The organism is Mycobacterium sp. WUMAC-067, assembly GCF_020217485.1.
GTDB lineage: Bacteria > Actinomycetota > Actinomycetes > Mycobacteriales > Mycobacteriaceae > Mycobacterium.
Genome location: NZ_JAEKMI010000014.1, coordinates 79,085 through 98,783 on the forward strand (window position 1 = coordinate 79,085; position 19,699 = coordinate 98,783).

General features: G+C 64.9%; 19 protein-coding genes. 9 read left to right on the forward strand and 10 right to left on the reverse strand.

Translation table 11 applies throughout. The features are described 5' to 3' along the window. Window positions 1–134 precede the first annotated feature (134 nt). The 3 genes from JF781_RS12510 to JF781_RS12520 all read left to right on the forward strand — a co-directional run bounded on the left by JF781_RS12510 (window position 135) and on the right by JF781_RS12520 (window position 2,181). The gene (locus JF781_RS12510) at window positions 135–926 is read left to right on the forward strand and encodes a hypothetical protein (protein ID WP_225327388.1); all 792 of its coding nucleotides are present in this window, start codon (window positions 135–137) and stop codon (window positions 924–926) included. Next, entirely contained in the window at window positions 923–1,528 is a 606-nt protein-coding gene (locus tag JF781_RS12515) for a hypothetical protein (RefSeq protein WP_225327389.1), read from the forward strand. Before JF781_RS12510 ends, JF781_RS12515 begins: the two co-directional genes overlap by 4 nt. Window positions 1,529–1,659: 131 nt before the next feature. Then, a complete protein-coding gene (locus JF781_RS12520) occupies window positions 1,660–2,181 on the forward strand; it encodes a hypothetical protein (protein WP_225327390.1) in 522 nt (173 codons plus the stop codon). Between the two features lie 61 nt (window positions 2,182–2,242). Here JF781_RS12520 and JF781_RS12525 read toward each other — a convergent pair whose 3' ends face one another. From JF781_RS12525 to JF781_RS12570, 10 genes are all read right to left on the reverse strand, one after another. Next, window positions 2,243–3,976 carry an MCE family protein gene (locus tag JF781_RS12525; RefSeq protein ID WP_225327391.1) on the reverse strand — a complete coding sequence of 578 codons (1,734 nt, stop codon included), beginning with the start codon at window positions 3,974–3,976 and terminating at the stop codon, window positions 2,243–2,245. After that, window positions 3,977–5,311: an MCE family protein gene (locus JF781_RS12530; protein ID WP_225327392.1), complete on the reverse strand. Its 1,335-nt coding sequence runs from the start codon at window positions 5,309–5,311 to the stop codon at window positions 3,977–3,979. Window positions 5,312–5,319: 8 nt separating this feature from the next. Continuing rightward, window positions 5,320–6,747 (reverse strand): MCE family protein, encoded by a 1,428-nt coding sequence (locus tag JF781_RS12535; RefSeq protein ID WP_225327393.1) that lies wholly within the window; start codon window positions 6,745–6,747, stop codon window positions 5,320–5,322. Continuing rightward, a complete protein-coding gene (locus JF781_RS12540; protein WP_225327394.1) occupies window positions 6,744–7,862 on the reverse strand; it encodes an MCE family protein in 1,119 nt (372 codons plus the stop codon). The genes JF781_RS12535 and JF781_RS12540 overlap by 4 nt, the downstream gene beginning before the upstream one ends. Continuing rightward, window positions 7,862–8,884 carry an MCE family protein gene (locus JF781_RS12545; RefSeq protein WP_225327395.1) on the reverse strand — a complete coding sequence of 341 codons (1,023 nt, stop codon included), beginning with the start codon at window positions 8,882–8,884 and terminating at the stop codon, window positions 7,862–7,864. Before JF781_RS12545 ends, JF781_RS12540 begins: the two co-directional genes overlap by 1 nt. Continuing rightward, entirely contained in the window at window positions 8,881–10,044 is a 1,164-nt protein-coding gene (locus JF781_RS12550) for an MCE family protein (protein WP_308011543.1), read from the reverse strand. The genes JF781_RS12545 and JF781_RS12550 overlap by 4 nt, the downstream gene beginning before the upstream one ends. A gap of 129 nt (window positions 10,045–10,173) precedes the next feature. Next, entirely contained in the window at window positions 10,174–11,022 is an 849-nt protein-coding gene (locus JF781_RS12555) for an ABC transporter permease (RefSeq protein ID WP_225327396.1), read from the reverse strand. Between the two features lie 26 nt (window positions 11,023–11,048). Then, complete coding sequence (locus tag JF781_RS12560) at window positions 11,049–11,855, reverse strand: ABC transporter permease (protein WP_225327397.1); 807 nt, start codon at window positions 11,853–11,855, stop codon at window positions 11,049–11,051. Window positions 11,856–12,223: 368 nt separating this feature from the next. Beyond that, window positions 12,224–13,429, reverse strand: a complete 1,206-nt coding sequence (locus JF781_RS12565; protein WP_225327398.1) for a CaiB/BaiF CoA-transferase family protein — start codon at window positions 13,427–13,429, stop codon at window positions 12,224–12,226. Next, window positions 13,426–15,003, reverse strand: a complete 1,578-nt coding sequence (locus JF781_RS12570; protein ID WP_225327399.1) for an aldehyde dehydrogenase family protein — start codon at window positions 15,001–15,003, stop codon at window positions 13,426–13,428. The genes JF781_RS12565 and JF781_RS12570 overlap by 4 nt, the downstream gene beginning before the upstream one ends. Before the next feature lie 253 nt (window positions 15,004–15,256). Here JF781_RS12570 and JF781_RS12575 point away from each other — a divergent pair, with 253 nt between their 5' ends. From JF781_RS12575 to JF781_RS12600, 6 genes are all read left to right on the forward strand, one after another. Next, window positions 15,257–15,958, forward strand: a complete 702-nt coding sequence (locus JF781_RS12575) for an SDR family NAD(P)-dependent oxidoreductase (protein WP_225327400.1) — start codon at window positions 15,257–15,259, stop codon at window positions 15,956–15,958. Window positions 15,959–16,015: 57 nt separating this feature from the next. Further along, on the forward strand, window positions 16,016–16,213 hold the full coding sequence (locus JF781_RS12580) for a ferredoxin (protein ID WP_009951811.1): 198 nt from the start codon (window positions 16,016–16,018) through the stop codon (window positions 16,211–16,213). 47 nt (window positions 16,214–16,260) lie between these two features. Further along, entirely contained in the window at window positions 16,261–17,625 is a 1,365-nt protein-coding gene (locus JF781_RS12585) for a cytochrome P450 (RefSeq protein WP_225327401.1), read from the forward strand. Window positions 17,626–17,725: 100 nt separating this feature from the next. Further along, window positions 17,726–18,169: a hypothetical protein gene (locus tag JF781_RS12590; RefSeq protein ID WP_225327402.1), complete on the forward strand. Its 444-nt coding sequence runs from the start codon at window positions 17,726–17,728 to the stop codon at window positions 18,167–18,169. Window positions 18,170–18,201: 32 nt separating this feature from the next. Further along, window positions 18,202–19,071 (forward strand): hypothetical protein, encoded by an 870-nt coding sequence (locus tag JF781_RS12595; protein WP_225327403.1) that lies wholly within the window; start codon window positions 18,202–18,204, stop codon window positions 19,069–19,071. Further along, complete coding sequence (locus JF781_RS12600; protein ID WP_225327404.1) at window positions 19,068–19,640, forward strand: hypothetical protein; 573 nt, start codon at window positions 19,068–19,070, stop codon at window positions 19,638–19,640. The genes JF781_RS12595 and JF781_RS12600 overlap by 4 nt, the downstream gene beginning before the upstream one ends. Window positions 19,641–19,699: the final 59 nt, after the last annotated feature.

Here is a 19,699-nt window from a genome sequence, read left to right on the forward strand (position 1 = left end):
GGTCAGCGCCGGGCCATCCCGAACGCCACCCGGCTCCGCGCCCCGGCGGGCGCGCATTTCCGCATGTAAGAGCCACGAAGGCGGCCGTCCGACGGCGGCGTTGAGCTCAGGCTCCAGTGATAAGCTGCTTCTCCGTGCACGATCCGGAGGGGCCCAACGCCGACGATTCTAGTGACCCGAGGAGTGCCGCTCCCGACGAATCACACTCGAACTCCGGCGCCGCGGCGGGCCCGTCAGAAACGGACGTAGAAGACGAAGTCGCCAAAGCCGAAGCGCGCGCCGAGGCGGCTCGGGCACGCCTGTTGAAGCTGCGCGGGGCAACCGAAGCCGGGCGCGCGGACGACGACGCCCAAGATGTCGAGCAGCACCCCGCCAAGGGGACCCGGAAACGGTTACGGTTGCGGCGTCCTGGGTGGCTTCGACGTCCAGGGTGGCTCCGGCGCCCGGGGCGGAAAACGCTATCTGTCGGCGTCGGCATCGTGCTCGCCTCCGCGTCTCTCGCCGCGAGCGGCTACATGCTGCGGCAGCACCACATCAACGTGCATAATCGCCAACTCGCCGCGGAGTTCAGTGCAGCCGCCCGGCAAGGGGTCACGGCACTGATGTCGATTGACCCCGATCATGCCAGGGAGGATGTCCAGCGCTCGATCGATGCCTCCACAGGGGACCAGAAAAACCAGCTAGCCGTGTTGTCGCCCCTGATAGTGAACAAGGCCGAGGAAACGAAGGTCGGCACCAAGGTGACCATCGAAGCCGTCGCCGTCGAGTCATTGAGCGACAATTCGGGAGTCGTGCTGGTGGCGGCGAAAACCACTCCCACTGGGCCGGATAACGCCAAACCGCCGCCGGCCTTGTTCCGGCTCAGCGTCAATCTGGACCGCGACGACGGCCAGCTCAAGATGTCGAAAGTCGATTTCCTGCGATGACCGTCGAACATGGCTCATCGCCGAACGGCTCCGACGAGGACGCGAAGCCACCCGCCGGCGAGGCACCGGCACGCCCGCGTCGGCGGGCAGCGATTCGGCGTCGCGCCCACCGGTATTTGGCACGGTGGCGTTCGATCGTCGCGGCAACGTTGGTGATTGCCGCCGTGGGAGTCGCTGCCGGCGTGTACTTCTTTCTGTATCGGCCGGATCAGCAGGTCGGCGACGCGGCGGCGCACCGGGCAATCCAGGCGGCGTCAGATGGTGCCGTGGCGACGTTGTCGTATTCGTACGAGCATTTGAACCGCGATCTCAACAACGCGAAATCCCATCTCACCGGCGGCTTTCTCACCTACTACAGCAAATTCGCCGACGAGGTGGTCGCGCCGACGGCGCAGAAGGGACAATTGACGGCGACCGCTAAGGTGATTCGGGCCGCAGTCTCGGAATTGCATCCTGATTCGGCCACCGTGCTGGTTTTCGTGGACCAGACCACGGCAAGCGTGCAAAAGAAAGATCCCGACAAGACGCAGAGCAGCATCCTGGTCACGCTGACAAAAGTCGACGGTTCCTGGCTGATCTCGAAATTCGACCCTTCCGGGTGAGCACGGCGGATGTTGTCCTAACCGTTACCGGGCCGGGCGAAGCGGTGTAACGTCATCGCTCGAGAACGCCGCGACCGACGGCGAAAAGGTGCCATAGGCACTCTCGGATTACGCGCTTCGAGGAGCACCTGATGCGTTCAACCAAAACACTCACCACCGCAACGCTGGTGGCTGCCACTGCATTCGGCGGTTTGAGCACCGCCGCCACGGCCCAGGCAATAACCAAGGACGACGTGGCGATCAACGGAACTTTCCGCGCCACATCCATTGGCGATTATGCCCAGACCAACGATCAGTACAAGGGTGAGCCGACGGTCTACCAAGTATGGACCATCAGTTCGACGTGCGACTCAACCCAGGAATGCCATGGTCAGGTGACGAGCGACCAGGGCTGGACCGCGCCCCTCTACATGACTGATGGGGAGACGTGGAAGGTGAGACGCGAAGTGCCGAACTGGGAACGGTGTGAAGACGGCACCACGTTCACCGGAGTGCAGACCTACATGTTCTTCCCCGTAAACGACAACGGCGGATGGCAACTCGGGTCGCGAGTCCTCTCGGGCAAGGACAAGACGGTCGGCCCCAGCGGTGCCTGCGGGCAGAACCAGTGGCTTGACGTCGCGATGCCGTTGCGCCTGGATCAGCTTTCCTGACCCGGGCGTCGTAACTTCACTGCCCCGCCGCTTCGCGGCTCCGCATTGCCTCAGGACGGATTCAGGTGGGAATCATGTCCTTCCACGTCTTGGGCGCCTTCGGAGCAACGAGATCCGACTGCTGGTACAACTTTCCGTCCGGACCGACATAACGACCGGTGTGCGGATCGTACTTTGCCACCACGACCGAGGGCGCGGGCTTAGATACGTTGGCTCCGAACGAGCTTGGCGCGGCCTGGGGCTGCCCACCGTCGACCTGATCCAGCGGTGCGGGCGCCGGTGGTGGCGGCGGCGATGGTGGCGCCGGAAGCTCGTCCGGCGCAGCGACATCGAGTGGCGCAAAAGCCGGAATGTCAGCCGACATTCTCGACATCGGCGCCAGCGTCGGTCCCGACGACGGCACGGGGGGCACAGCTGCTCCCACCGTGCCCGGTGGTGGGTTTGCTCCCCGCGGCCCCGCCGCGTCGCCGCGCGGCACCGCGCCCGGCGGCAGCGGCGTTCCCTCGACCGGGCCGAAGATCCTGTCATTGACGGTAATCCGGTCATCGGGCGGGACGCCCTGGGAAATCAGATTCGGATCCAAGGGATAGGGCCCGGTGGTGTGCTGACGCATCGCCAGCGGCATGTACGGCTTGTCGCTGTTGCAGATTTCGACGGTGGGCGCGCGCTTACCCGGGTGACCCATGCAGGGATAGTTGCGGGCGCCGCGAACCGCGATCGGTGAATCCTGCGGGAGTTTGCAATACAACCCGTCCGGTGTGTCGATGTCGCTCAGGTCGTCCGGGGATCGCCAGGTGTTGGGCGGCATGAAGCCGACCGTACAAATAGGTGGATCGTCGACGGTGGCCGCGAAGTCGCCGTAAGCCTTACCGTCGGGATGGTTTTCACCCGTGGCGGCCTGCTCGATGGCGACCCCCGACGGCAACAACACCAGCAGCTGCTCGATCGAGGGATGGTAGGTGATGCCGATCTGCCCGATGGTGGTCAGGTTGGCGAGCAACACCGGCAGCGTCGGTTTGATTTGTTCGAGAAGGCGGGATGCTTCGTTCGCGGTGTCAGGACCCTTCTGCAGGATGGTTCGGAAGTGGGAATCGTTGTTCACCATGACATCCGAGATGCCGGCGAAGCTACGCGCCCACGTTCTGATTGAATCGGTGGTGCGCGCCTGGGTATCCAGCAGCGGCCCGGTGTCTTCGGTGAGGGCCCGGGTGCGGTCGACGACGCCGTTGGAGTCGCGCGACAGCGTCTTCGAAGAATCGATCAGTGACCCCAGGTCGTAACCGGTGCCGTTGAAGCCCTGGAAGGATTCGTCCAGCAACTGGCCGAGTTTGGCCTTCGGGATGCTTTGGACCATGGCGTTGACCTGCTCGAGCATCGGGGCGACCGGCTGCGGAATTGTCGTGTCGCGCACGGAGATTACCGAGCCGTCGTGCAGGTAGGGCGGCGAATTGGTTTTGGGTCGCAGGTCCACGTACTGTTCGCCCACCGCGGAGACACTGAGGACCTGGGCCGTCAGGTCGGCGGGCACTTTCGGTGAAGTGCTCAGCGACAGCGTCGCTTTCGCGCCGGTCGGCGTCAAACCCACCGCGGTGACCTTGCCGAGCTGGACACCACGGTAGGTCACGTTGGAAAACCGGTAGAGGCCGCCGGTGGCCGGCAACTCCAGCGTCACGGTCATCCGACCGATGCCCAGCAGCGTCGGCGCTTGGATGTAGAAGAGCACCATCGCGATCACGCCGATGGCCCCGACGACCGTGAAAATCGCCAGCTGGATCCGAACGAAGCGCGTCAGCATCTATCCACCCGCTCCCGCCGGCGGCGCCTCTGCCGGCGCCGGCGTTTGTCCAAGACCCGCGTCAGGCACCGGCGCCTCAGCCGGGGCCGGCCCGGGGCGCGGCCCATAATTTCCCGGTCCCGGTGCCGGTACCGCTCCCGGCGGCGGCGGGGGCAGTGGCAACGCGTCGGGATCGACCCACGGTGGCCTCAGCGGGTTATGCAAAGGATCGAGTGTGTAATTGAGGCGATACGGATCCCCGGGCACCGGTGGTATGGGCATATCCAGTTGCCCCCAATGGGTTCCGAGGAACAATCCCTTCTTGAGCCGTGGGATCGTCAGGTCGAAATCGAGGTGCAGGTTGAAGAAGTCGCCTCGGACGGCTCGGTCGACGAAGTTCTGGGTGAACGGGAACACGAACGACGCCGCGATGGCCGCGCCGAAATCCGGTCCGACGTCGGCGAGCGCTTTGATGGTCGGCTCCAAGTTTTTGAGGTTCCTCACCAGGTCGGCCTGGGCGTCGTTGACCAGCCGGTTGGCGGTGTTGCTGAACACGCGAAGGTGATCCAGGGCGGCCGTCAGACGAGGCCGCTCCTTGATCAACACCTCGAGCGCCGGCGGGATCTTGCGCAGCGCGTCGGTGACGACGTCGCGTTGGTCGGCGAAGGTGGCCGACAGCCGATTCAGGGCCTGGATGGAGGCGACGATGTTGTCCTGTTCGTCGTTCAGAGTTCCCACGAACGTGTCCAGGCGGGTGATCAGATCACGCACCGCACCCTCGTGCCCGGACAGGGCGGCCGAGAAATTGTGGATGACCTCCCCGATCTGTCCCAGTCCACCGCCGTTGACCACCGCCCCCAGCGACGACAGCGTCTGCTCGGTCGACGGGTAGGCCGAGGACCGGCTCAGCGGGATGGTGGCGCCGGGCTGCAGCCGTCCGCTCCCCTGTTGGCCCAGTGGAGTATTGAGCTCCACATGCATCGAGCCCAGCAGGCTGGTCTGACCGACGGTGGCTACCACGTTGGCCGGGACCACCACGTCGCGCTTGACGGAGATCTCGACGTCGGCGTGCCAGCCTTGCACCCTCATCGTGCCGACACTGCCGACGACGACGTCGTTGATCATGACCGGCGAATTCGACTCCATCGTACCGACATTCGGGAGTTCGACGTGGTAGATGTTGGCCCCCGGCCCGCGTCCGACGGCACCGGGCAGGGGCAGTGAATTCAGGCCGTGGAACGCGCATCCCGTCGCTGTCAACACCACGCAACAGCCGACGGTGAACACCCGCCGTGCTACACCTGATGGCCCGACTCCTCCGCGGGCCGAGGGCCCGCATCGTCGCAGGGCCGCCATCCTGGCGATCATTGTTGTGGCCCGTCTGTCGGCAGCAGCATTTCCGACGCGCTCGGCGCCGGCGGTGGTGGCGCCGGTGTCGACGGCGGGGGCGGCAGCGGCATCGCCGCGCCCGGTATCCGCGCCGGCGGCACGGCCCCCGGCGGTCCCACCGGGTCACCCGGCAGGCCGGTGTAGGCCGACACCGCGGGCGGGATTTCGGGTGCTGTGGGTTTCGGGCCCTCGCCGCCGGGCGCCAGGCGCGGCTCGGTGTAGAGAACCCTCGCCGGGTCAATCGACTTGGCTATGAACGGGTTGATGGGAATCGGCGAGTTGTTGAAGTTGGTCTGCCGCAAGCCGGGACCGATGAACAGGGAGCACAGCTTGCCCGATTCGACCGCGGTGATGTTTTCGATGGCGCCGATTTGCGTGCAGCCCGGTACGCCCAACAGAACCTGGCCGCCCCATGTGGGATTCGCCATGTTCATGAGCCCGAATCCTCCCACGATGGTTCCGGTGTCGGCGTTGTAGTCGTTGAAGAAGTTGCCGAACGCGTTCGGCGCTGCGTGCAGGATGTTCTCCAGATCCATGTGGTGATCGACCAGGTTCTGCGTGACATCGGCCAACCGGGCAATCTGTTCGCTGGTCTGGTTGCGCGTGCCGGCGATGAAGCGCTGCACCTCGCCGACCGCCGTCGACAGATCGGTCAGCGCCGCGTCCAGGTCGGATTTGCTGTCATTGACGACGCTGGTGAGCGTGGCCAGGCGGTCGTTGAACTGCACGATCTGGACGTTGCTGTCGCGCAGCGCGCCGACGAAGGTCTGCAGGTTCTTGATGATGTCGACGATGTTGCCGCTGCCGTTGGCGAGGATCCGGCCGACGCCCGACAGTTGACCGAGTGTTTGCCTCAGCTTGTCACCGTTGCCGTCGAGGGCGTTGGCGGCGCTGTCGATGAACCGACCGACGGATGTGCCCGATACCCCGCTTTTGGGTCCCAAATCCGTTGCGAGCCGCATCAATTGGGTTTTGACCTCGTCCCACTCGACCGGCACCGCGGTCCGTTCGACCGGTATGACTGCGCCGTCGCGCATGACCGGCCCACTGTCTCGATAGGCCGGCGTGAGCTGAACGTAGCGGGCAGACACCAGGTTCGAGGCGACGACCACCGCCTTTGCGTCCGCCGGGATCGGCACGTCGTGGTCGACCTTGAGGGTCATCTTGGCCTGGGTGCCCTGCGGCTGAATGGATTTGATCGTGCCGACTTTGACACCCGAAACCCGTACATCGTCGTGGGGATAGATCGCGGTGGCGGTGGTGAAATAGGCGGTGATCGTCTTCTGCCCGAAGAACGTATTGCGGACGACCACGGCAGCTCCGGCAAGCAGGAGCCCGACCAAGACAACCGCCGTCACGGCCACCAGCCGCGTGCGCGGGATGCGGGAGGTCCGGGAGGTCACTGTGATCCTCCGATCCGTCCGCCCAACGTGCAGCCAGGGCACTGTGGAATGGAGTTGTAGGGCCAGGGGGTCAGCGCCCGAGGCACCGGCGATGGGAAGCCGGGGCCCTTCAACGTATCGAAGGTGCGGAATCCCCAGAGGTAGTCGAACAACTCCTGGAAGAGTTGCGGGATAAGGAAGTTCGGGGCGAACGCCTGGTAGGCGTACATGCCGGAGATGGCCTCACCGACCGTGATCTGAAATTTCTTGAGGCCCGCCAGCGATTTGGCGATGTTGTCGCGGTTCTTTTCCAGCATCGCCGTCACCGAATTCAATCTCTCCAGCGTCGGTGCCAATGTGCTTTCGTTGTCGTGCACCAATGCCGTCAGCTGCTTGGCCACCACCGACGTGTTGGCCAGCAGGTCCACGATCTCTTGACGCCGCGCCACCAGGACTTGGAGCAGGGAGTCGGAGTTGAGGATGAGCTTGTTGACCTGCTGGCTACGTTCGGAGAGAACCCCGGTGACGTCGCCGGCACTCTTGAAAAGGTCACCCAGGTTCTTGTTACGACTGTTGAGGGTGCGCGATAACCGGGTGAGCGCGTCGAAGGCCGGCCCCATTTGGGGCGCAATCTGATCGAGCGTCGCCGCCAGCGTGTCCAATGACTGGTTCAGCGCTGCGGTATTCGTTCCCGCAGTGTCGGTGGTCAAGTCGCTGACCGCTTCCGTCAGCGAGTAAGGCGAAGAGGTGCGCGAGACCGGAATGAGAGCCATCGGATGCATCGTGCCGCTGCCCGCGGACTCCACCGACAGCATCCGCTCGCCGAGCAATGTGCCCGTGCGGATGTGCGCGGAAGTCTCCGAGCCGAGCAGGATGTTGCCCTTCATCGTGAAAGTCACCAGCGCGTCGCCGTGACGCAGCTTCACATCCGACACCGTGCCGACCTTCATCCCCGACACGATGACCGGGTTGCCCCCCGTAAGGCCCCCGGCTTCGGTAAACAACGCCTGGTACCTGACCATCGTCGCCCATGCGACGAATCGGTCGGGCGACAGCCCCACCAGGATGATCATCACCGCCAGGACGACGCCGATGAGCCCGGCTTTGACCAGGCCAACTCCGCGATACTTGAGCATTAGGGTTCCGTGCACCTTCCTGCATCTGACCTGAAGATATTGGCGCGCACGGTCTTGCCATTGAGATCCGTACCGCGGAGCGCGAACTGGCAGATGTAGTACGGGATGGTGGCGCCGTTCACGCCGAGTCGGACCAGCTTGCGGTAGTTCCTCGGCGCCTTGGCGATTGCGGTCTCGAGGCGGTCCTTGTCGTTGTCGAGAATCGGTGCCAGTCGATTCAACTGAGCTATGGTGCCGGACAGCGGCGGACGGGCCTGGGCAAGCAGATCCGCCAGCGAGGCGGTTCCCTTGTCCAGGGCGTCAATCGCGGACCCGATCGTGTCGCGGTCATTCGACAATCCGCTGACAAGCTGCTCGAGGCGATCGATTGCGCCCGAGAACTGTTTGCCGTCCTTGGCCACCGTGCCGATCACGACGTTGAGGTTGTCGATCAGTTGCTGCACGGTTTGATCGTTGTCGGCCAAGGCGTTCGAGAACGACGTCGTCTTGGTGAACAGCGAGTCGATAGTCCCGCCCTGCCCCTGGAAGACCTGCAGCAGACCCGAGGTCAGCGCGTTGACATCGTGCGCATTCAGGCCCTGCGTAACGGGTTTCAGTCCGCCGAGCAGTAGATCGAGGTCGAGCGCGGGCGCGGTGCGGCTGACGGGAATCTGACCACCGGCGGGCAGGCGTTTGGGCGAGCCCGGACCATCGAGCAGTTCGAGGTAGCGGTCGCCCACCAGGTTCAGGTAGCGGACCGCCGCCCTGCTGCCCTCGGTGAGGACGACGTTGCGGTCGGCGTCGAACTTCACCACAACTTTTTTGTCGGGCCGCAACGAAACGCTGTCGACCGTGCCGACTCGAATCCCGGCGACGCGCACCGACTCGCCCGGCTTCAGCCGCGACACGTCGTTGAACACTGCCGAATACCCGGTCGTCGCACCCGTTCGGTACTGGCCGAAGATGAAGAACAGGAAGGCGGTCAGCACCGCCATCACGACTGTAAAGGTCGCGAACTTGATGAGCGTTGCGCGCGTTCTCATCCCTGTTGTCCGATCTGGGCGGGGTTGCGCGGCGGGCCGGCGATCGGCCCGTACAACAGCTGCTTCAGCCCGTCGAAGTTGAGCAGCAGCTGTGGGTTTCCATAGTTCACCGGGTCGGCGCCCGTATCGGCAATCAATTGCGGCGGGGCGGTATTGAACGGCAGCTTCGGCAGGCCCACACACTGCGGGCCGCCCGTCGCCGCGACCTTGGGCAGGTTCGTCGGATACCGATAACGTTCGGCGCCCCACGTGAGACTCGCCGAGATATTGATGCTCGGTTCCGACAACGGCGCCCCGTGCGATATCTGTACGAGCCCGGCGAATGCGCAGTTGAGCGCGGGGGCGTACTCGTTGGTCAGATCGGTGGTCGGCGCCAGCAGATGCACCACATCCGTCAGCGGTTGACGGTTCGTCGACAAGACGTCGTTGCCGATGTCGGCCAGGCCGATCGCGCTGATCAGCAACGCATCCAAATTGCGTTGCTCGTCGACAATCGTCTTGCTGATCCGCGTCGCGTTGGAGGCGGTCTTCATCAGGTCGGGCGCCGCGTCGGCATAGGCGTTGGACACCACCGGTAAGACCGAAAGGTCATGCCTGAAAGCGGGCAGGCTCGGCTCCAGCTTGGCGAGAAAGGAATCCAGGTCGCTCAGCGATTGGCCGAGCTGTGGACCCCGCCCACTGAACGCCTGTGCCAGCGCACCCAGCGACTCGTTGAGCTTCGGCGGGTCGATGTGACTCAGGACCGACACCAGTTGCTGGAACACCGTGTTGATTTCGACCATGACGTGCTGGCCCTGCAGCGTCTGGCCGCTGCGGAGCCGCTGCGCCGAGGGTTGGGCAGGCTCTACGAGAAGGATGGACTTGGCGCCGAACACCGTTGACGACGCGATGTCGACGAGCACGTTGCCGGGGATGAAGTGCAACTGGGACGGGTCCATCGCCAAGTGAATGGCCGCCAGGCCGTTGGGCAGCGAGTCGATCGAGGCGACCTTGCCCACCTGCACGCCGCGCATCTTGACCTTGGCGTCCGGGTTCATGACCAGGCCGGCTCGTTGCGAAATCACGGTCACCGGCACGGTTTCGGTGAAAGAGCCCCGAAACAGACCAATGGCAACGGCGACGATCACGGCGACCACGACGACGGTCGCCAATCCGGCCAGGGGGCGCGCATACGATTGCGCCCCGAAGTTGCCACCCGGTGACGCCGCGACAGGCGCTGCGCTGCTGGCTGTTTCCGAACGGTCGATAGGGCCGGGCCCGAGGCGGTTCGTCACGTCAGGTCTCCTCCCCTACCCGGACAAGTTGAAGTTGCCGTTGGAGCCGTAAATCGACAGCGAGACCAGCAGCGTCACGGATACCACCACGACCAGCGAGGTGCGTACCGCGTTGCCGGTCGCGACGCCGACACCAGCCGGGCCGCCGGAGGCAAAGTAACCGAAGTAGGTATGGATCAACAAGACGGTCAGCGCCATCAAAACGGCTTGCAGGAATGACCACAACAAGTCGATGGGGTTGAGGAACGTGGTGAAGTAGTGCTGATACAAACCGCTCGACTGACCGAACATGAACACCGTGATGAACTGACTGGCGATGAAAGACAGGATGACGGCGATGGAATAAAGCGGGGTCACGGCGAGCATCCCCGCGACGATTCGGGTGCTGACCAGATACGAAACCGGCCGGATGGCCATGGATTCCAGCGCGTCGATTTCTTCGTTGATCCGCATGGCACCCAGCTGCGCGGTCACGCCGGCGCCGAATGTGGCCGCCAAACCGATCCCCGCGACGATCGGTGCGGCGATTCGCACGTTGATGAAGGCCGAGAGGAATCCGGTCAGCGCCTCGATGCCGATATTGCCCAGCGAGCTATAGCCTTGGACAGCCAGCACGCCACCGGCGGCGAGCGTCATGAAGCCGACGATTCCGAGCGTCCCGCCGATCATCGCCAATGTCCCTGCACCCATGCTGATTTCGGCGATGAGACGAATGATCTCGCGGCGGTAGTGGGCAGCCGCGAACGGCACCCCGGCGAGCGCCCTGGCGTAGAACAGCGTGTGATCGCCGATCCGGCTCAGCGTGCTGACGGGCTTCCCCAGCTGTCGCGTCAGGCGCGGGTAGGTAGCGCGTAGGGCTGTCACGATCTGTCCTTACACCTCCTTCGTAATTACTTGGCCGCAAACCGGATGCCGATAGCGGTGACAACGACGTTGACGACCATCAGGGACATGAACGCATACACCACCGTTTCGTTGACGGCGTTGCCGACGGCCTTGGCGCCGCCGCCGGTGATCGTCAACCCGCGATAGCACGCGACCAGTCCGGCGATCAGGCCGAAAAGCGCTGCCTTGACGCAAGAAATGATCACTTCCGGCACGCCGGTGAGCAGGGTGATGCCGGCGGCGAACGCGCCAGGGTTGACATCTTGAATGAACACCGAGAAGGCATAGCCGCCGACGATGCCGATGATGACGACCAGACTGTTCAGCAACAGGGCCACCAGCCCCGCGGCCAGCATGCGCGGAGTCACCAGGCGCTGCACCGGATTGATGCCAAGCACCTCCATCGCGTCGATCTCTTCGCGGATGGTTCGCGACCCCAAGTCCGCGCACATCGCCGTGGAGCCGGCGCCCGCCACGATCAAAACGGTCACCATGGGGCCGATCTGAGTGACGGCACCGAACGCTGCACCCGCACCGGAAAGGTCCGCGGCACCGAGTTCTCGCAACAAGATGTTGAGGGTAAAGCTGACCAGAACGGTGAACGGGATGGCCACCAACAACGTCGGCGCAATGGCGACACGTGCGATGAACCACGATTGTTCGAGAAACTCACGCCACTGGAACGGGCGTTGGAACAAGAACTTGACCGCGTCCGCCGACATCGCGAACAATCCGCCGATCGCCTGCGCCGGTTTGGAGCCGCGCCCCAACACGATCCCGGGTGACCAGCGGTCAGCACCTTTACTCGCCATGGGAACAACGCCCTTTCGGCATTACGAGACTGCCAGTCTTGTTCCTGCGCAAGGCCTGCGGTAGATTCGGCAGAACCGGCCCCCACAAGGGCGTGCCGCCGACGGCGAAAAGCTCAGCGGGCGGCCGCATTTCGGAATTGACGTCCGATCCGACAGCGACCTCGCTCACGCCAGTCCTCCGTTCTGCTGCGGGAGTTGGCGCTGCAAGACGGGGGGCCCCACGTCTTGAAGCGTCCGGCGATTATGACTCATGCCGCGTCCAGAGGGAACGAAAAAGGCATAACCGTTATCGGACCTCGCAACATCAGAACGCCGGCGCAGGGCGGTTGGATCGCAACAACAATCTTCGGCATCGGCAAACTCCAGTCCTAGGTGACGGCGCCGGCCGTCTTGAGCTCGATGATGCGGTCCCAATCGAGTCCGAGTTCCATCAATATTTCGTCGGTCTGCTCAGCGAACCCGGGGGCCGGTCCGGTCTGTGGCGCTGCGACGTCGAACTGTACCGGGTTGGCAACCAACTCGAGCTCACCCGCTTGCACCATGTACTCGTTCGAGCGGATCTGCGCGTCGTCGACGGCTTGCAGGGTGTCCTGCACCGGCGCCCACGGCCCGGAGAGCGTGGCGAAGCGTTCGCTCCACTCGGCCAGCGTGCGGCCTGCGATGGCCTTGGTCAGTAGCTCCACCGCATCCGCCGTGTTGGCGGCGATCTTCTCCACCGTGGCGAAGCGCGGGTCGTCCGCCAGCTCCGGCAGGTCGACGTGCCGGCACACGTCAGCCCAGAACTTGGTGGGCTGCATCATCACAAAGGAGATGTAGCGCCCGTCGGATGTCGTGTACAGCCCCACCAACGGATTGTTGGGGGCGCCGTGCACGCCGGGCGGGGGCGCCTCGAGCCGCTGCCCCAGATGCTTGGTCAGCGCCACGGTGTGCCCCATCGACCACAACCCGCTGCCCAGCAGTGACACGTCGACGACGGACGGTTCGCCGGTGCGCTCCCGTTTGAGCAGCGCCGCCGCGATGCCGCCGGCGAGGTTGGTCCCCGAGATGGTGTCGCCGTAGGCGGGCCCGGGCGGGGCGATCATCCCGGGCATCCCGGCGGGAGTGATGGTCGCCGCGGTTCCGGCCCGGCACCAGAAGGCGGTCATGTCGTAGCCACCCTTCTCCGCCTCGGCGCCGCGCGGGCCGAGTGCGCTGCCGCGGGCGTAGATGATGTTCGGGTTGACCGTACGAATGTCGTCGACGTCGATGCCGAACTTGTTCCGATGAGCGGGAAGGAAGCTGGTGAGGAACACATCAGACCGGCGGGCCAGCTCGTAGAGCACTTCCTTGCCCTCGGGCACCGACATGTCCAGCCCGATGCTGCGCTTGCCGCGGTTGGCGTGCTCGATGTTGGGGTTGGGATCGCCTTCGACGCGCAACATCCCGGTCTGGCGGAGCCCGCGCTGCGGATCGCCGGTCACCGCGTGCTCGACTTTGACCACGTCGGCGCCCCATTCGGCGAGCACCGCGCCGGCCGACGGGACGAACCCGTACATGGCGACTTCCAGGACCCGGATGCCCTCGAGCGGCCTCACGCGCCCGCCCCCTTGGCCGGCACCGCGGGAACGGCAAACGTCTTGCGCTCCAGGAACTCTTCCAACCCTGCCACCCCCATCTCGCGGCCGACGCCGGACTGCTTGAAGCCCCCGAACGGGCTGTCGGCGCCGAAGTAGTTGCCGCCGTTGATCGAGAACGATCCGGTCCGGATCCGGCGCGCCACGGCCAGCGCCCGGTCCTGGTCGCGACTGAAGACCGCGCCCGCCAGTCCGTAGATCGAATTGTTGGCGATGCGCACCGCGTCGTCGTCATCGTCGAACGCGATCACCGCGAGCACCGGCCCGAAGACCTCATCCTGTGCGATCTCGCTGTCGGGATCGACATTGGTCAGCAGCGTCGGCGCGTAGAAATAGCCGGGGTCGAGCCGCTTGCCCCCGGTGACCAGGGTCGCCCCGGCGGCCACGGCGCGCTGGACCATGCCATCGACTTTGTCCCGCTGCCGTTCGTTGATCAGCGGCCCCATGTAGGTCTTGGGGTCGGCCGGGTCGCCGTGGCTCACCTTGGCGAAGTTCTGCGCGATCAGGTCGACGATTTCGTCGTGGTGCGACCGGGGTACCAGCAGCCGGGACGTGAGCGCACAGCCCTGGCCCGCGTGGGTCACCATGCTGAAGGCCGCGAACAGCGCCGCGTTGGCGAAGTCGGCGTCGTCGAGCATGATCGCCGCCGACTTGCCGCCCAGTTCCAGAAAGACGCGCTTGACGGTCTCGCTGGCGGCGGCCATGATCTTGCGCCCGACCTCGGTCGATCCGGTGAAGGTGATGACGTCGACGTCCGGGCTGGTGGTCAGGGCGACCCCCGAAGCGGGATCCGACGAACTGAGCACGTTGACCACGCCGGCGGGAATGTCGGAGTGGTTGGCGATCAGCTCGCCGAGCGCCAGGGTGATCAGCGGCGTGTCCGGGGCGCCCTTGAGCACCACCGTGCATCCCGCGGCCAGCGCCGGTGCCAGCTTGGCGAGCGCGAGTTGGTTCGGATAGTTATAGGCGATGATGGCGCCCACCACCCCGGCGGCTTCCTTTTCCACCCAGCGGTGGTGCCGCATGCCCCGCGATTCCCGTTCGCCGAGGTCTTCGGAGAACTGGTAGGTGCGCAGCAGGTCCGCGTAGAAGCGCACGATGCCGATCGGCTCGTCGAGTTGGGCACCCTGGGTCAGCGCGCGGGTGGCGCCGACTTCGGCGATGGTGAGCTCACGCAACTCGTCGGCGTGCTCGACGAGTGCCCGATGCAGCTGGTCGAGGCAACGGATGCGCAATTCGACATCGGTGGGCCAGCTGGTGTCGTCGAACGCACGCCGCGCCGCCGCGATCGCCGCTTCGGCCTCTTCGGCTCCGGCGTCCGGTGCCTGCCCGATGACCGCACCCGTCGCGGGGTTGAGCGAAGGGAACGTCTTGCCGGTGGCAACGAGCCGGCCGTCGATCAACAGACGGCGGTCTGCGATTGACTCCAGGCCCGGCGCAGGCGCGGCATCCGCGATGGTCGCTACTGACCCAGCGGCGGGTTCTGCCGTGTCCTGCGCAGGCATGCCGGTACCCCCTCGTGTGGTGACGATCACGATAATTTCATTCTCTTCCCCGGCGAATCTTACATTCGAGTTTCGATAATTCAAGAAAGTCTCAGGAATGAGATCCCGGTGCTGACCAGGGGCGCAAACGGCCAGAAGCTGCCGCCGCGACCCTCTCGACGCAGGCCGAACGCGGTTTCGCGGGCGTGTTGCACGCCACTCCGCGTGGAGAGTAGGGTTCTCATAATTGTAAGGGAGATTCTTTGTGGCTGAAATGGGCCCCCGTCGGAGTAGAGGCCTCAACATGAAGACTGCGGTGGTCACCGGTGGCGGATCCGGCATCGGCCTTGCCGTCGTGCAGCGCCTACGCGCCGACGGCTTGAACGTCGCCACCATCGACTTGCGACCGTCGGACGCCGACCTCACCTTCACCGCCGACGTGACCGACCGGTCGCAGGTGGATGGGGCGCTGTCGGCCATCCGCGCCCAACTCGGCCCGGTGACGGTTCTGGTCAACGCCGCCGGGCTGGACGGCTTCAAGAAGTTCCACAACATCACCTTCGAGGACTGGCGGCGGGTGATCGACGTCAACCTCAACGGTGTCTTCCACACCGTCCAGGCGGTGCTGCCCGACATGGTCGAGGCCGGGTGGGGACGCATCGTCAATATCTCGTCGTCGAGCACACATTCCGGCGCGCCCTACATGAGTCACTACGTGGCGGCCAAGTCGGCGGTCAACGGCCTCACGAAGTCGCTGGCACTCGAGTACGGGCCCAAGGGCATCACGGTCAACGCCGTGCCGCCCGGCTTCATCGACACCCCGATGCTGCGCGCCGCCGAGAAGAACGGCTTCCTCGGCGACATCGACGAGACCATCGCCCGGACCCCGGTCCGCCGCATCGGCACGCCCGAGGACATCGCCGCGGCATGCGCGTTTCTGGTGTCCGAGGAAGCCGGCTACATCACCGGTCAGATCTTGGGCGTCAACGGCGGTCGCAACACCTGAGCGGTGGCGATTCGTCAACGGTGCCCGGCAACCAGCATCAGGTGAGAGGAGACAGCCGTGAAGGTTTGGGTGGATTCGCAGCGGTGCCAGGGCCATACCCTGTGCGCGATGATCGCTCCGGATTCGTTTCAGCTCAGCGACATCGACGGCAGCTCGTCGGCAATCGACGAAGTGGTGCCCGCCGATCGGGAGGACCAGGTTCGGGAAGCGGCGCAGTCCTGCCCGGAGCAGGCCATCATGATCACCGAAGACTGAGCCGGCACCGAAGTCCTGAGCAGCGAAACACTGAGGGAGACAGAGCGTTGAGTGTCGACGACGTCGTCAATGACAACGACCGCAAGAAGAACCGATACCACTTCGATCGGCATTCTTCCGAGTACCGGTCGCAGTTCAAGGCGATCACCGAAGAGATGCACGCCAAGTGCCCCATGGCCTGGACGGACACCTATGGCGGACACTGGGTTGCGGCCGGTAGCCACGAGGTCTTCGAGCTGGCGCGCTGCCCGGCGGTCTCCAACGACCACGACCTTCACGGCGAACGCCGTGGCTATAAAGGCATTTCGATCCCCACGGCCAGCCGCGTCAGCGCGGTTCGCGGCGGCATCCTGGAAATGGACGACCCCGAGCACCGCACCTACCGGACCGTGCTCAACCCCTATTTGTCCCCGGCCGCGATCAAGCGCTGGGAGCCCTTCATCGACGACGTGACGCGCGCCTGCCTCGACGAGAAGATCGAGGGCGGCAGCATCGACTTCGTCGACGACCTCGCCAACATCGTGCCCGCCGTCTTCACCCTGGCCATGCTCGGCATCCCGCTGAAGAAGTGGAACATGTACAGCGAGCCGGTGCATGCCGCGGTCTACACGCCCGAGCACTCCCCCGACATCGAGCGGGTCACCGCGATGCACCGGGAGATGGGGCTCGACATGGTCAACAACATGATCGAGATCCGCGCCAACCCGCGGCCCGGAATCGTGAACGGTCTGCTCCAGATGCGCATCGACGGTGAGCCCGCCCCGGAGCTGGAAATCCTCGGCAACCTCGGGTTGGTCATCGGCGGCGGCTTCGACACCACGACCGCGCTCACCGCCCACTCCCTGGAATGGCTTTCGGAGCACCCGGAGCAACGGCAGCTGCTCAGCGATGAGCGCAAAACTCTGCTCGACCCGGCGACCGAAGAGTTCCTGCGCTACTTCACCCCGGCACCCGGGGACGGCAGGACCTTCGCCGACGACACCGAACTCGACGGCACCCAGTTCAAAGAGGGCGAGCGGCTCTGGATTTCGTGGGCGATGGCCAACCGCGACCCGGCGGTGTTCCACGACCCGGACAAGATCATCCTCGACCGTAAGGGTAACCGGCACTTCAGCTTTGGGCTCGGGGTCCACCGGTGCATCGGGTCGAATGTCGCTCGCACCGTGTTCAAATCCATGCTCACCGCGGTTCTCGACCGGATGCCCGACTACAAGTGCGATCCCGAGGGGACGGTCCACTACGAGACCATCGGTGTCATCCAGGGCATGCGTAAGCTGCCGGCGACCTTCACACCCGGCCGCAAGATCGGAGCCGGCCTGGACGAGACGCTCGAAAAGCTCCAGCGGATCTGCGACGAGCAAGAGCTCGCCAGGCCGATCACCGAACGCAAGGAGACCGCGGTCATCGACTAGGTAGGGCCGGACGTACCAGTCGTTGACTGGCGCAATTTTTCCGAGTAGGCCTGTTCAGCGTGACCGCCCCCTATATTTGGGCCCAAGCGCGTAGACAGAGATGGGAGACGCAACGGTGAAGCCTTTCGCAGTCAGCCTTGCGCTTGCCGCCGCCGCGCTGACTGTCACGCCGACCGCCCACGCGGACATGCTGTATGCCAACTACAGGGTGGACACGAGCCGGGACCCCGGCCACAGCTGGATCTGGTCGATCAACCCGTGCTTCCCCAACGCGCCGGGATGCCTGCAGGTCTACGCAACTCCGCAGCCCAACGGGCAGGCGGCGGTCTACCGCGGAGAAGCCCACCTGTCCAACGGCCGCTACACCATGGCCGTCGATGTGCCCGACGGTGTGCGGTGCGTGGTCCAGTTCTTTCCCTCGCATGACGTCTACTCATGGGATCCGGTGACCCTGGCGGGCCAGGTCGACTCGACGTTCGACACCGGCTGCGGCGGCGGACCGGGGGGCGCCGACAGTTGGCCGTTCTCGCTCGTGCGATGGTAGCCGCGTGAGAGGTACAGGAGTCGGTAAGCACGATGGCTGACGCCAAAGAACCGTCGCGCGATTCGGCCACCTCGAAAGCCGATGCGAGGGCATTGCTCGAGGAAGCCGAGGCCGAAGCCGCCGAAGCCGAAGCGCTGGCCGCAGCGGCGCGCGCCCGCGCTCGGGCCGCCAGGCTCCGGCGCGAAGCGCTAGCCGAAGCCGAGAAAGAGGCCGCCGAGGAGAAGGCCTCGGACGCCGAAGAAACGGTAGCCGCCGACGAGAACGCAACCGACGGCGCCGAGGAGAAGGCCGACGAGGGCGTCGCCGACACCACCGAAGCCGACGAGGCGGAGACCGAAAAAGAAGAAGTCTCGGACGAAACCCCCGAAGGCGCGGAACCCGAATCCGAGCCGGCCCGCTCCCGGCGGCGCTTGCGGATGCCGTCCCTGTCGGTGGCGTGGAAAGCGGCCGTCATCCTGCTCATCTGTGCCTTTGTCGCGGCCAGCGGATACATGATGTGGAACCGCCATCAAGTCACCGAGCGCAACCAGCGCGCCGCGAACTTCGTCGCGGGAGCCCGACAAGGTGTCGTCAACTTGACTTCCATGGACTTCAACAAGGCCAAGGAGGACGTCCAGCGGGTGATCGACAGCTCGACCGGCCCGTTCCACGACGACTTCCAGGCGCGCGCAAAGGATTTCACGACCGTCGTCGAGCAGTCCAAAGTGGTCACGCAAGGAACCGTGAATGCGGCGGCCGTGCAAACCATGAACGGCGATTTCGCGGTGGTTCTCGTCGCGGCGACATCGCACATCACCAATGCCGCGGGCGCCAAAGACGAACCGCGCAATTGGCGGCTCAAGGTGACCGTCAAAAACGACGGCGGGCAATACAAGATGTCCAACGTGGAGTTCATCCCATGAGCGAGGACGAGGCCGGCACGGACACCGCCGACGAGTCCGTCGAACAAACCGAGCGGAGCGAAACTAGTGCCCCACGCGCGCGGCGCGGGGTGAAAATCGTTCCGGTGGTTCTGATTACGCTGCTCCTGCTCTCCGGCGGCGCGGCGACGTGGCTGTACTTCAAGCAGTACCGGCCCGATAAACAGACCGACGCCAGCGTCGCGACCGCGGTCGCCAATGCGGCGTCCGACGGAACGGTCGCGCTGCTCTCCTACTCGCCCGATTCTCTCGACAAAGACTTCGCCGCCGCCAAGTCGCACCTGTCCGGCGACTTCTTGTCCTACTACAACCAGTTCACCGAGCAGATCGTGGCTCCGGCGGCCAAACAAAAATCGCTGAAGACCACAGCTCGGGTGTTGGGGGCCGGGGTCCAGGAATTACATCCGGATTCGGCGGTCGTGCTGGTGCTGGTCGATCAGAGCACCACGAGCAAGGACAACCCTGACCCAGCGATGGCCTCCAGCAGCGTGCTGGTCAGGCTGAGCCGGGTCAACGGCAGCTGGCTGATCACCAAATTCGACCCCGTCTAGAAACACGGTGAATGCCGTTGCGGCGTCTGGCGCTTCCTCGCCGAGCGTGAAGCTGGCCG